Origin of the sequence: Ruegeria sp. A3M17 (assembly GCF_003318255.1) — a bacterium.
GTDB lineage: Bacteria > Pseudomonadota > Alphaproteobacteria > Rhodobacterales > Rhodobacteraceae > Ruegeria.
The window spans coordinates 135,022-148,346 of record NZ_QOCF01000002.1 but is presented as its reverse complement, the minus strand read 5'-3'; the positions used below and the strand labels follow the sequence as shown (position 1 = coordinate 148,346).

General features: G+C 57.7%; 12 protein-coding genes. 4 read left to right on the top strand and 8 right to left on the bottom strand.

The genetic code is table 11. The annotated features are described in order from the left end of the window. Positions 1 to 17 precede the first annotated feature (17 nt). Positions 18 to 950, top strand: a complete 933-nt coding sequence (gene accD / locus DS906_RS00845) for an acetyl-CoA carboxylase, carboxyltransferase subunit beta (RefSeq protein WP_113788373.1) — start codon at positions 18 to 20, stop codon at positions 948 to 950. Next, on the top strand, positions 947 to 2,221 hold the full coding sequence (locus tag DS906_RS00840) for a folylpolyglutamate synthase/dihydrofolate synthase family protein (RefSeq protein WP_113788372.1): 1,275 nt from the start codon (positions 947 to 949) through the stop codon (positions 2,219 to 2,221). The genes accD and DS906_RS00840 overlap by 4 nt, the downstream gene beginning before the upstream one ends. Before the next feature lie 77 nt (positions 2,222 to 2,298). On the opposite strand, the gene zapE is transcribed toward DS906_RS00840, so the two are convergent. Continuing rightward, positions 2,299 to 3,357, bottom strand: coding sequence for a cell division protein ZapE (zapE, locus tag DS906_RS00835; RefSeq protein ID WP_113788402.1), 1,059 nt, complete (start codon positions 3,355 to 3,357; stop codon positions 2,299 to 2,301). A 146-nt stretch (positions 3,358 to 3,503) separates the two neighbouring features. Between zapE and DS906_RS00830 the strand changes: the two genes are divergently transcribed. Next, positions 3,504 to 4,742 carry an MFS transporter gene (locus DS906_RS00830; protein WP_113788371.1) on the top strand — a complete coding sequence of 413 codons (1,239 nt, stop codon included), beginning with the start codon at positions 3,504 to 3,506 and terminating at the stop codon, positions 4,740 to 4,742. A 1-nt stretch (position 4,743) separates the two neighbouring features. On the opposite strand, the gene DS906_RS00825 is transcribed toward DS906_RS00830, so the two are convergent. The 5 genes from DS906_RS00825 to DS906_RS00805 all read right to left on the bottom strand — a co-directional run bounded on the left by DS906_RS00825 (position 4,744) and on the right by DS906_RS00805 (position 9,285). Further along, positions 4,744 to 5,364: an HAD family phosphatase gene (locus DS906_RS00825; RefSeq protein ID WP_113788401.1), complete on the bottom strand. Its 621-nt coding sequence runs from the start codon at positions 5,362 to 5,364 to the stop codon at positions 4,744 to 4,746. A 143-nt stretch (positions 5,365 to 5,507) separates the two neighbouring features. Then, on the bottom strand, positions 5,508 to 5,963 hold the full coding sequence (locus DS906_RS00820) for a YaiI/YqxD family protein (protein ID WP_113788370.1): 456 nt from the start codon (positions 5,961 to 5,963) through the stop codon (positions 5,508 to 5,510). Next, the gene (gene sthA / locus DS906_RS00815) at positions 5,960 to 7,417 is read right to left on the bottom strand and encodes a Si-specific NAD(P)(+) transhydrogenase (RefSeq protein ID WP_113788369.1); all 1,458 of its coding nucleotides are present in this window, start codon (positions 7,415 to 7,417) and stop codon (positions 5,960 to 5,962) included. Before sthA ends, DS906_RS00820 begins: the two co-directional genes overlap by 4 nt. A gap of 3 nt (positions 7,418 to 7,420) precedes the next feature. Next, a complete protein-coding gene (fghA, locus tag DS906_RS00810; RefSeq protein ID WP_113788368.1) occupies positions 7,421 to 8,254 on the bottom strand; it encodes an S-formylglutathione hydrolase in 834 nt (277 codons plus the stop codon). Between the two features lie 101 nt (positions 8,255 to 8,355). After that, positions 8,356 to 9,285, bottom strand: coding sequence for an AEC family transporter (locus tag DS906_RS00805; RefSeq protein WP_113788367.1), 930 nt, complete (start codon positions 9,283 to 9,285; stop codon positions 8,356 to 8,358). A gap of 207 nt (positions 9,286 to 9,492) precedes the next feature. Here DS906_RS00805 and DS906_RS00800 point away from each other — a divergent pair, with 207 nt between their 5' ends. Continuing rightward, positions 9,493 to 10,110 (top strand): TetR/AcrR family transcriptional regulator, encoded by a 618-nt coding sequence (locus tag DS906_RS00800; RefSeq protein WP_113788366.1) that lies wholly within the window; start codon positions 9,493 to 9,495, stop codon positions 10,108 to 10,110. A 70-nt stretch (positions 10,111 to 10,180) separates the two neighbouring features. Here the strand turns inward: DS906_RS00800 and DS906_RS00795 are convergent, their stop codons facing one another. Both DS906_RS00795 and DS906_RS00790 read right to left on the bottom strand, forming a co-directional pair. Then, on the bottom strand, positions 10,181 to 11,551 hold the full coding sequence (locus DS906_RS00795) for an HlyD family type I secretion periplasmic adaptor subunit (RefSeq protein ID WP_113788365.1): 1,371 nt from the start codon (positions 11,549 to 11,551) through the stop codon (positions 10,181 to 10,183). Beyond that, positions 11,548 to 13,305 carry a type I secretion system permease/ATPase gene (locus tag DS906_RS00790; RefSeq protein WP_113788364.1) on the bottom strand — a complete coding sequence of 586 codons (1,758 nt, stop codon included), beginning with the start codon at positions 13,303 to 13,305 and terminating at the stop codon, positions 11,548 to 11,550. The genes DS906_RS00795 and DS906_RS00790 overlap by 4 nt, the downstream gene beginning before the upstream one ends. Positions 13,306 to 13,325 lie beyond the last annotated feature (20 nt).

Genomic DNA, 13,325 nt, shown 5'->3' with positions numbered 1-13,325 from the left:
CAAGCCAAGGTTCCGATATGAACTGGATTACAAACTACGTCCGCCCACGGATCAACTCGATCTTCTCGCGCCGAGAAGTGCCTGAGAATCTTTGGCACAAATGCGATGAATGCGGAACCATGCTGTTTCACCGTGAGTTGGCTGAAAACCAGAATGTCTGCACCCAGTGCGATCATCACATGGCGATCACACCGCGCGAGCGGTTCGATCATCTGTTCGATGGTGGGATCTTTACCGAGGTCGAGGTTCCCGCGCCCAAAGACGATCCGCTGCAGTTCCGCGATCAGAAAAAGTACCCCGACCGGATGAAAGCCGCCCAAAAGAAAACGGGCGAGAAAGAGGCGATGCTCGTCGCCCTGGGTGAAATTGGGCGAACCCCGATTGTGGCGGCTGCGCAGGATTTTTCGTTCATGGGCGGATCCATGGGCATGTATGTCGGCAACGCGATCATCGCGGCCGCGCAAGAGGCGGTAAAGTTGAAACGCCCGCTGATCCTGTTTTCCGCCGCTGGTGGCGCGCGGATGCAGGAAGGTATCCTGAGCCTGATGCAGATGCCCCGCACAACCGTGGCAGTAGAAATGCTGAAAGAGGCAAATCTGCCCTACATCGTTGTGCTGACTCACCCAACGACAGGTGGTGTGACCGCCTCATACGCGATGCTGGGTGATGTCCATATCTCGGAACCCAATGCGCTGATCTGTTTTGCCGGTCCGCGTGTGATCGAACAGACGATCCGGGAAAAGCTGCCCGAAGGCTTCCAACGCGCGGAATATCTGTTGGACCACGGCATGTTGGACCGAGTGACCAAGCGGACCGAAATGCGCGATGAGTTGATCACCATCACGCGGATGTTGATGAACCAGCCTCCGGCGGTCAAAGGCGATCTGCCTGCGCCTGAACCCGAAGATGCAGTGGCAGAAGCCCCGGCTGAAGACGCGGAAGAAAAATGACCTCTCAGACATCGGACATCATTCTGGAGAGGATGATGGCGCTGCATCCCAAGATCATTGATCTGACCTTGGATCGTGTCTGGCGTCTGCTGGCCGCGCTGGACAATCCGCAAAACAAACTGCCCCCGGTGATCCACATCGCCGGAACCAACGGCAAGGGCTCGACCCAGGCCATGATCCGCGCGGGTCTGGAAGGGGCAGGGCTGTCCGCCCATGCCTATACCTCGCCCCATCTGGCACGGTTTCACGAACGTATCCGTTTGGCGGGTGATCTGATTTCCGAACCGGATCTGACTGCGGTTTTGGACGAATGCTATGCCGCCAATGGTGGCGAGAACATCACGTATTTTGAGATCACGACCTGCGCGGCCCTGCTGGCTTTTGCGCGGTCCAAGGCCGACTACACGTTGCTTGAGGTCGGGTTGGGTGGTCGTTTGGATGCGACCAATGTCATTCATGACCCTGCGGTAACGGTCATTACGCCGGTTTCAATCGACCATGAGCAGTTTCTCGGCGATACCTTGGGCAAGATCGCAGCGGAAAAGGCCGGCATCATCAAACCCGGTGTTCCCTGCATTGTCGGCCCGCAACAGGACGAGGCGTTGGAAGTCATTGAATACACTGCTGCGCGTCTGGGTGCACCTTTGTTGGTGCATGGCCAACACTGGCACGTCACCGAAGAAAACGGGCGGCTCGTCTATCAGGACGAAACTGGCCTGCGCGATCTGCCGTTGCCAAATCTGTTGGGCGCACATCAGTATCAAAACGCCGGTGCAGCGCTAGCGGTCTTACGTCATCTGGATCTTGGGGACGACGCCTATGAGGCTGCGGTGACCAAGGCCGAATGGCCAGCCCGAATGCAGCGATTGAAAACCGGCCCGCTGGTCGAACAGGCCCCCGAGGCCGAGCTTTGGCTGGATGGCGGGCACAACGCGGCAGCGGGGGAGGCATTGGCCGATCTTCTGGCAAAACTGCCTGCACGTCCAACCCACATGATCTGCGGGATGTTGAACACAAAGGACGTCACCGGGTATTTGGCTCCGCTTGCCGCACAGGCGCAAAGCCTGACGGCAGTCTCTATCCCGGGCGAGATCAATACGCTGAGCGCTGACGATACCGCTGAAGCCGCCTCTCGGGTTGGGCTAGCAGCGTCTACTGCCAATAGTGTGGCCGAGGCCCTGAAAAACATTACTGAAAATGACCCGCAGGTCCGGGTTCTGATCTGTGGATCACTATACCTGGCCGGTAATATTCTGCGCGAGAATGGCTGAAAAAGGCGCATCCGCACAGCTTCATCTGGCCAAAATATCCCGGGGGAGTCGCGCAAAGCGCGGCGGGGGCAGCGCCCCTATTGCCCCCAATCCTGATCCTGCATCTCGCGCAGGCGCGACGCGGTGCGTTCAAACTCAAATGTGCCTTCACCTTCGACATACAGCATCTCGGGCTCTGCCGCAGCTGAACAGATCAAGCGGACTTTTCCCTCATACAGTGCATCGATCAGCGTTACGAACCGTTTGGCTTCGTTAAAATTATTGCGCGACAGGCGCGGGATGTCCTCAAGGACCAGAACTTTGACCTCTTCCGCGATAGCAAGATAATCCGCCGGGCCCAGCATCCTTCCACAAAGGTCGTAAAAACTGGCCCGCGCCACGCCATTTCGAAAGGCGGGCAGTTCTACCGCACGACCGTTGACCTGCAGGATCAGCGGATCCGCCGTCCCCCCGGCCAGGTCATTCCAGACGCTGCGAATGCTCGCGCGTGCTTCGGGACCTATGGGTGTAAAGTAAACAGGTGCGCCTTCCAACCGGTTTTGCCGGTAATCCGTGGGTGAGATCAGCTCCCACACCTCAAGCTGTTCCTTGATATGTGCGATGAAGGGCAAAAAGAGCTGACGGTTCAGCCCGTCCTTGTACAGGTCATCCGGATGGCGGTTCGATGTCGTCACGACCACGGTGCCACCTTCATGCAGCAGATCGAACAGACGACCAACAATCATTGCGTCCGTGATGTCGGTGATCTGCATTTCGTCAAACGCCAGTACGCGCGCGGACTTGACCACAGAGGCGGCCACAGGAGCCAGCGCGTCTTCGACACCGTCTTTTCGGGCCTTGTGCATGCCGGCGTGGATTTCCTGCATGAAGGCATGAAAATGTACCCGGCGGGCGGGGATGTCTGCCAACGAGTCGACGAACATATCCATCAGCATGGATTTTCCGCGTCCGACTCCGCCCCACAGATATAGACCTTTGGGCGGCGGCGGGGCCTTTCGAAAGAACCCGCGCTTCACAGGTTCGGCCAATGCCGCCCGGATGCGTTCGAAATGAGGAAGAACAGCCTCTTGCGCGTCGTCTCTGGTCAGGGTGCCATCGGCCACCTGCGTGTCATAAAGCGATATCAAACCCGTCATGTTTTGAGGCATAGCGCCCGGTTTGCCCGTTGAAAAGCAGCCATTTCTCGGACGCATCAATTTTGCTGATCCGTGACCGCAAAACTCCTGAATTGACGCACAACTTAAACGCGGTAACGTCTGGTTCTTGAACGCCCGAGGACCTAATGCCCCAACACACGCGCTTGCTGAACCCCATCCTGATCGTCGGATGTATCATCATCACCGTCAGTTTTGCCGTCCGCGCATCGTTTGGCGTGTTTCAGATCCCCATCGCGGATGAGTTCGGCTGGCTGCGCTCGGACTTCTCGATGGCAATCGCGATTCAGAATTTGGCCTGGGGCATCGGACAGCCGATTTTCGGAGCCATCGCCGAAAAGGTTGGCGACAGGCGCGCGATTATCCTGGGTGCGCTGATCTATGCGGCGGGCATGGTTCTGTCGGCCTGGTCCGTCACGCCGTTCGAACACCAGATGTACGCATGGCTGGTGGGGTTCGGTATCGCGGGCACAGGTTTTGGCGTGGTCCTTGCCGTGGTGGCGCGGGCATCGTCGGACGAAAACCGCTCTATGTCGCTTGCGGTTGTCACAGCTGCGGGCAGTTTCGGTCAGGTCTTGGGGGCGCCTACAGCCGAATGGATGCTGAGTTTTATGCCCTGGCAGCAGGTGTTCATTGTATTCGCCGCAGCGATCTTGGCACTGGTGCTGACACTGCCGTTCATGCGCGCCCCACAGGTTGCCAGCAAGGCAGAGATCGAAGAAAGCATGAGCCAGATCCTGACCAGGGCATTCCGCGATCCATCCTATACGCTGATCTTTCTGGGCTTTTTCAGCTGCGGTTATCAGCTTGGCTTCATCACCGCACATTTCCCCGCTTTCGTGACCGAGATGTGCGGACCCATACAACCCGGTGGCGTTCTGCATTCGATCGGCATCACAACCACATCAGCACTGGGAGCCGTGTCAATTTCATTGATAGGTCTGGCCAATATTGCGGGCACGCTGCTGGCGGGTTGGGCTGGAAACCATTTCCCCAAAAAATACCTACTGGCAGGAGTCTACACCGCGCGAACACTCGCCGCGGCTGCCTTCATTGTGTTCCCAATCACGCCGCTGTCGGTCATTGTTTTTTCGCTGGTCATGGGCTCACTGTGGCTTGCCACTGTTCCGCTGACCTCGGGGCTGGTAGCGCATCTCTACGGATTGCGTTACATGGGAACGCTGTATGGGATCATCTTTTTCAGCCATCAGGTCGGTAGTTTCCTGGGCGTCTGGTTGGGCGGGCGCATGTATGACCAGTACGGCGACTACACCATGGTCTGGTGGATCGGAGTCGCGATTGGGGCGTTCAGTGCCATTGTCCACCTTCCCATTCGCGAAAACCGCCCAACGCCCGTCACCGCCTGAGCTATAGCGCCTCTTCGGCCGTCAGCAGACCTTCTTGCAGCAACCGGTCCGCCCAGCCCTGTGGGCCGGTAAAGTGGTGCGTCTGCCATCCACGGCCGCGCGCCGTTTCGATGTTGTCGATCCGGTCGTCGGTGAACAAAAGCGCCTCGGGTGGCAGACCACAATCTGCTTCGACCATTTCATAGATTGGAACATGCGGTTTGACCGTCTGCATCCGCCCCGACACGTATTGTTTGTCGAACTCGTTGAGGAACGGGTAGACCGTTGTTGCATAGTTAAAGTTTTGCACCCCAAAATTGGTCAATGCGAAAACTGGCACGCCTTTGGCGCGCAAGGCCCGTTGCAGACGGACCGAGTGGGGGATCTCGGGGGTTGCAAGTTCGATCCACTTGTCGTGCCACATTCGGATTTCATCGCGCCATTCCGGGTATTTCTCGGCCCAGTCATATATCGTGTCAGTAAAATGATGACCCTGATCGACAAGGTCATTCATCCCGTGTAGGTCAACTTCCGAGAACATGGCGCGACGGCGCTCTTCTCCGATGACCCGGTCGTAATAGCGTTCGGGTTGCCATTCAATCAGAACGTTCCCGATGTCAAAAACAACAGCTTTCACCGACATGTTGGTACCTGTCTTCTTGTTCTCGCGTTGGTGCCACTGAACCAAGCGCGACGGCATTGTTCAAGGCACAACCGCAGCGCGCAGCGCTGCTCGGCCCAATTGTCAAAGACGCATCTTTGATGCGTCGCTGGCAAGCGGGAGGATTAGCCCCGCTGCGCAGCCCTCAATTCCCGTTCCAGGGCGTCCAAAAATCGGGATCGGTCAGCTTTGCCAAAGGGTTTTCCGCCGTCACCCGCGCCTAATGGGTTGGATGCGCGCAAGTCGGCCATCAAATCACGCATAGCCAGTTGCTGGCCGATATTGGCCGCGGTAAAGACTTCGCCGTTTGGCCGCAGGACCCGGGCACCAGCCTCGACACATTTTGCGGCCAGCGGGATATCGGATGTCACCACAACGTCCCCTGCGCCGCTTCGTTCGGCAATCCATTTGTCTGCCTCATCCGCACCCTCGGACACGATGACCACCTGAACCAATGGGTTTGCAGACGGCCGCAAGCCACCGTTTGACACCAATGCCATCGGAACTTTGTGCCGGGTTGCAACCCGTTCAGCCTCAGCTTTCACGGGGCAGGCATCGCCATCGATATAGAGCGTCGTCACGCTTTCCCGGCCTTCTTCTCGGTCTTTTCAGCGGGTTTCTTGCGCACTTTGAACTCGTCCGGGATTGGCATCCGATTGAATGCATCCAAACCAGCGATCTTATAGGCCTCGGCCAGGGTTGGATAGTTAAATGTATTCTGCACGAAGTAATCCACCGTGCCCTTCAGATTCAGGACTGCCTGCGCGATATGGATCAACTCGGTCGCGCCTTCACCCACGATCTGCACACCCAGCACCCGGCGGGTTTTCAGTGAAAACAGCATTTTCAGCATGCCGTGCTCCAACCCCATGATATGCCCGCGCGAGGTCTCCCGGAACCGCGCCACGCCGACTTCGTATGGGATGTCGCGTTCTTGCAGTTCCTCTTCGGACATGCCGCAAGTTGAGATCTCGGGGACTGAATAAATGCCGTAAGGGTACCACGGACTTTCCGGCAGGGTGGGGGTTTCCAGCGCGTGACATGCAGCCACGCGGCCCTGTTGCAGCGAGGTTGAAGCCAATGATGGGTGCCCGATCACATCGCCAGTCGCGTAGATATGCGGCACTGCAGTTTGATACGTCTTGCGATCCACGTCGATCCGGTTGCGATGATCGGTTTCCAAGCCAACGGCCTGCAGGTTCAATGCCGATGTCGCCCCCATGCGCCCGGCGGCGAACAACAACATCTCGGCACGCACGTGGCGGCCATTTTCGAGAGTCACTTCGACATGGCCCCCAGCGTCTTCTATCTTTTGAACGGCTGAGCCCAGACGTAGGTCCACGCCGTTTTCGCGGATCTGATGGGTGAAATCATGGATTAGGCGGGTGTCGATGAAATCCAGGAAGGTTTCACGCGGTTCGATTAACGTCACCCGAACGTCCAAAGCCGAGAACATGGTGGCGTATTCCACGCCAATCACTCCGGCACCTATCACGACCAGCGAGCGCGGAATCTCTGCCATCTCAAGAAAGTCGTCACCGTCCACAACGGTCTTTCCGTTGAATGGCACATAATCCGGGCGATAGGTTTTTGTTCCGGTTGCGATCAGGAACTTGGCCGCCGTAAGTCTCGTGGTCTCACCGGCATCAGTGGCAACCTCAATCTCGTGAGGCCCAACGAATTTGGCCAACCCGTTCAGGGTCTCCACATGGTTGCGGTTGAATTGGTGTTCCAGCACGTCAACTTCATGATCCAGCGTCATATGCAGACGTGCCTTCAGGTCTTCGGCCCGGATCTGATCTTTGACCCGGTACGAGCGGCCATAGAAGCTGCGCTCGCGCCAGCCGGACAGGTTCAGTACCGTTTCACGCAGGGTCTTTGACGGGATCGTTCCGGTGTGGACGGACACGCCGCCAAACCGATCCTTGCGATCAATCACCAGAACACGCCGTTGCAGCTTGCCCGCCTGTATCGCGGCCGATCGACCCGAGGGGCCGGACCCGATGATGATCAGGTCATAATCGTACTTACTCATGCCTCAGTCTCCGTACAGTGCCTCGGCGTGGAAGGTGATGTGGTCTTCCATGAAGGTCGACACGAAGAAGTATGAGTGGTCATAGCCCGGCTGCAGGCGGAAGATTGCCTGCTGACGACGTTCGGCAATCGCCTGCGCCAAAGTTTCGGGGCGCAGCAAGTCGATGAATTGGTCACTGGCACCAGTGTCGATCAGGATAGGGCCATCAAAGCCGACTTCTTTCATCATGACCGAGGCATCGTGTTTGGCCCATGCCGTCTGATCATCGCCCAGGTAGGCGCTGAGTTGCTTGCGACCCCAATCCGCACCCGTCGGGTTTGAAATGGGTGCGAAGGCGGACACAGACCGGAAGCGCCCCGGCAGGTTCATGGCCAATGTCAGCGCCCCGTGACCTCCCATCGAATGTCCGGTTATGGCCTGACGCTCCGCGTCGATCGCGAAGTTTTCGGTCAGCAAAGCAGGCAATTCTTCGGCCACGTAATCCCACATATTGAAATGAGGGGCCCAGGGCTGCTGCGTGGCGTTCAGATAGAACCCGGCGCCCTGGCCCAGATCGTAATCCTCGTGATCCGCGACACCCTCACCGCGCGGCGACGTGTCCGGGAAGACCACCGCGATGCCTTGCTCCGCCGCCCAGGCCTGAGCACCTGCTTTGGTCATCGCATTTTCATGGGTGCAGGTCAGGCCTGACAGATACCACAAAATCGGAACCGGGCCGTCCTTGGCCTCGGCCGGCAGGAACAGGCCAAAGGTCATGTCGCACTGGCAGGCAGGCGAGGCGTGGCGGTAGACGCCCTGAACGCCTCCGAAACATGCATTTTCCGAAAGGGTTTCCATTTGGTTTTGTCCTTACGTTAGGTTTGCGACATGGCTATCCTTACACGCTCGATACGTAAAGGCTGAGCGGCTTTGGTGTGCCATTTTTCACAAGGCTTAGATCAGGGCGTTCCGACCCAGGCGATGACCAATGGCACCGTCAGAATGCTGGCCGCAGTGGACAGAAGTATCGCAGCTGATGCACGGTGCGGGGCCACCCTGTAATGGGCGGCGAGCATGTAGACGTTACCCGCCACCGGTAGTGCCGCGGCAGCGATGGCGACAGAAGCCGGAAATGCCGCGACAGGCAGAACCCAAAGCAAAACAACTGCAACACAAGCAGGGTGGACGACCAATTTGCAAAAGCTCAGCCAGCCTGCAATGTGAACGCGTTCCGCGGATTTGCTGGCCAGAGAAGCTCCGATAGCGAACAGGGCACCCGGTGTGGCTGCCCCGCCCAAAATTGTCAAGAAATCATTCAATGGGACAGGAACGGGAAGCTGCAAGGCGGACCAAAGCATTCCTGCCGAGATCGAAACGATCATTGGATTCTTGAGCAACCCTATCCCGATCAGTCGGAAGGTTGCAGGCGTCAACCGCCCGTCACGCCCGCCATTTATTAAGATGACAATCAGGGATGAAAACACCACAAGATCAACCGTCAGAACCAGCATTACGGGGCCAATCGCGGCCTCGGCAAACAGCAGCGCCAGCATGGGCAAACCCAGAAAACCGACATTGCCGATGGCCGCGCATTGCGCCTCTACCGCTGCGGTCGGGATATCAAGCCGACGTATCCATGCGACAACCATCGCCAAGACGTACACAGCGGCAGTTCCGATCAAGTATCCAACGACTAGCCTTGCATTGAAAATATCAGCAAAGGGCAGGGTGGCGGCAAAGCGAAACAGCATGGCCGACAACGCAAAATAGAAAACGAATTTCGTCAGATAGGCGGTGGCCTCCTCCGAGAAAAACCGACTACGCCCGGCCCAGTATCCCAGGCCGATGATCGCAAAAAAGGGTAGGGTACGCAGGAAGATATCGACCATCCGCAAATTGGTAACACGGATAACGCGGGTCGCAAGCCATGTCGGACCGGATGTTCGGCATTGCAGTCTTGCGTTGCCAATTTACTTAACTGGTCAATCTAAAACCTAACGTCATCTGTGTTGCCAGGCGGCTGCAAATCGTGCGAATTGTGGTATCTGAGCTGAACGGTTTATACATTTGTCACCCACACCACCCAAGGAGAGCACATGACCGAAGCAGCCGCCATCCTGCGCACAGGCCGAAAATTTGATCAGGTCCTGCGCGGAGCCCGCGAGGTTTTCATGGCGGATGGTTTCGAAGGTGCAAGCGTCGACGATATCGCGCGCGCTGCGGGGGTATCAAAGGCGACGCTATACAGTTACTTCCCGGACAAGCGTCTACTGTTCATGGAAGTGGCACAGGTCGAATGCAAGCGGATGGCGGAAAACGTCGTCGCCATGGTCGATGACCGTAAGCCAGCGCGCGAAGGTCTGACAATCGCCGCAACCGAGTTGACGACTTTTTTGGTCTCGGATTTCTCGCAACAAATGTTCCGCATCTGCATCGCCGAGCGTGACCGGTTCCCGGAGTTGGGCAAAACATTCTATGAGGCCGGGCCGCAGAACGGTCAGCGCCAAATGGTCGAATATCTGGAAAAGGCGGTCAACAAGGGTGAGTTGGCCATCGACAACCTGCAATTGGCAGCCGAACAGTTCAGCGAACTATGCAAGGTTCGGATTTGGACCCGCGCTGCCATTGGTGTTCAAAAGAACTTTTCCAAAGCAGAGTTGGATGCAATTGCGACGCAGGCCGTCGATATGTTCATGGCGCGATACGGCGCCTAGCCTGCTGCATTTAATCACGAGAAAGATGTGAACGACCCGCATCCGGCAAGCCGGATGCGGGCAAAACAAATCACTCGATAAAAGTCTTGGCCAGCCGGTCACTGATTGGTTGTGACAGGTAGCTGATTACTGCGCGCTCGCCGGTTTTCACGAACAAATCCGCGGGCATTCCTGGCAAAAGATCCAGGGCGGCGACTTCGGTGGGTTGATCGGCATCCAGTTTCACCCGGGCTTTGTAATAAGGCTCGCCGGTGCGGTCATCTTCCAGCGCGTCGGCTGAGATGTCAAAAATTCGGCCGCTGGCTTCGGGCACATCGGTCTGCGTAAAGGCCGACAGGCGAATGCGCGTTGCTTGACCGATCTGCAGCTTGTCGATATCGGCGGTTTTGATCCGCGCTTCGACGATCAGGGCTTGATTGGCGGGAACAATATCCATGATCGCCTCTCCGGGGCGAATGACGCCGCCGGTTGTGGATACTGCCAAATTAACGACCCGCCCGCTGGCAGGGGCCAGGACCTGTGTTCGTTTCAACCGTTCCGAGGCCCCTGAATATTGTGAGTGGATCAGATCCAGCTGAGCATCCACAACCGCAAGCTCTCCGGCGATCACCTCGTCGCGCAGCTTTTGTTGGCTGAGCAGGGACAGCTGCAACTCTTGCACCTGATCCTGGGCCTGCGCGATCTGGGTGCGCAACGACGCGTCGATGCCGCCCAGACGTTCCATTTCGATCTGGCGCGCGCTGACCCGTGTGACGGCCAAAAGCCCTTTGTCCAGCAAGGATTTTAGATTGGACAGCTCAATCTGCGTGATGTCCTTCTGGTTTTGGGTCGAGAGCCGTTGTTCGTTCAGGCCGGCGATTTGATTGCGCAGCCCCTGAATGCGTTGCGCGTTGATTTGAGCCTCGGTCCGGCGGGCGCGGGCTTCGGCATCAAATAGTTGTTTCTGCGTCAAGTAAGGCGACAACCAATGCAGCCGCTGCATACCATCGCTGAAACCGGCCAATGCTGTTGGCTCGTCAAACCTGTCCGTGCCGTTGATCTGCGCCCGCAAGCGGGCACGGCGGACCGACAACTCGCCCAATTGGCTGCCCAGAATGCTCAGATCTACGTCGATGTCCGAGCTGTCAAGCCGCACAAGGGGCTGACCTGCCTGGACAAATTCACCGTCCGTGACAAGGATCGAGTCAATGATGCCACCATCCAGATGTTCGACCGTCTTGCGGTCACCTTCCACCACAAACGAGGCCGGCGCGACCACCGCCCCGTCCAGTTTCGAGGCGAAGGCCCAATAGGCGCTGCCGCCAACGAAGGCCATCAGGGTAAACATCCCGAACAGGACATAGCGTTTGATCTCAGAGGTCTCGGTCGTGATGTCCAAGGCTTGTACATCGTGGGCAGCAAGCGCGTTCTGAGATTGCGAGCGTTTCATCAACTGGGTCATTGGGCAGCTCCGCTGATCTGAGTTTCATCGGCAGTGGTCGCGTCGTTTTTTTTCGCCGCGGATTGGGTAGGGTTGTCCAGAACGTTCCGGCGATTGACCTTCAGAACGTCTTCCTTATTTCCGAACTGAGATTGGGCACCGTTTCGCAGGACCATGACCTTGTTGGCAGCCTGCAGCGTTGCCGGACGATGGGTCATAACGATGGCAATTGCGCCGCGGGTCTGCGCCGACATGATCGCATCGCGCAGGGCCTGTTCGCCTTCCGCATCCAGATCCGAATTCGGCTCGTCCAAAATCAACACAAACGGATCGCCATAAAGCGCCCGGGCCAGTGCCAGCCGCTGACGTTGACCACCTGACAGGAAGAATCCCCGACCGATGCGCGTTTCATATCCATCAGGAAGGGCGCTGATCATTTCGTGCACACCGGCCTCGCGGGCGGCACGCAGCACCTCTGCATCATCTATGGCGACCGAGAAGCGCCCGATGTTTTCGCGAATCGTGCCGTCGAACAGCTCGATATCCTGTGGCAGATAACCGATCTGCTTGCCTAGATCCTCGTGGTTCCATTTGGACATCGGGCTGCCGTCCAGCAGAACCTCGCCCCGCTGCGGGTGCCAGATACCAGCCATCATCTTGCCCAGAGTGGTCTTGCCCGAGCCGCTATGCCCGATAACCGCCAGCACGTCTCCGGGCACAAGGCCAAAGTCGATCTGGCGGAGCGAGGCGTTGACGGCGCGCGGGGGGCCTGCCTGCGCAATCTTGACGTCCAGAGATTTGAACGCGCGTGGCAGGTGCAGATTGGGTGGGGCTTCGGCGAACTCTTCAGTTAGTTTGGTCAGCTTGGAATACGATCCGCGCGCGGCCAGAAAGCTGCGCCACTGACCGATCAGTTGGTCAATTGGCGCCAGCGCGCGGGCCAGCACAATGGTTGCCGCGATCATGACGCCAGCGGTGGATTCTCCGGTGATGGCCAGTGCCGCACCAAGTCCCAGAATGGCCGACTGCAAACCCATCCGAACGGTCTTGGACACAACAGAAAAGCTGGCAACCCGGTCAGCGGCACGGGTCTTGTGCTGATGGGCCTCAGCCTGAAGCGAGGTCCAGCGACGCAGTAAATCGGATTTCATGCCAAGCGCCTGAACAAGCTCGGCGTTTTTGTCACTGATGCTGAACAATGCATCTGAACGACCGCGCGCCTGCGAAGCCGACCACATCGGTTCCCGGGCGCGCGAGTTGTTGATCAGGGCCATGATCGTCAGCATGACGGCCCCGGCCAGACCAAGCAGACCCAGATAGGGGTGAAGGGCATAAAGGACCAGCAGATAGAGCGGGATCCACGGCGCGTCGAAAAACGCGGTCAGCGTGGTTCCCGAGATGAATTCGCGAAAGCCGTTCACGTCTTCGACAAGGTTTTCGCCAGCCTCGGCTTCGCCATGGACACGGCGGCGCATCGCAGCGCCGAGGACCGGGGCACCAACGTTCAGCTCAAAGCGGGCGGCCAGACGTCCCAAAATGCGCATCCGCATCAGGTCAAGGCAGGCGACCACGACGAAAACACCGGCCAGCAATGCAGACAGCGCGATCAAGGTGTCGACATTTTGACTGGTCAGAACGCGGTCATAGACCTGCAGCATATAAAGTGGACCAGCCAGCATCAGAAGGTTCAGAAACAAGCTGAAGAAGGCAACTGCGACAAAACCCTTGCGCAACGACCCCCAGGCGGTTTTTACGGGATTGGTTTGCTGGGACATCAAGGAACCCTTTCCGGTTT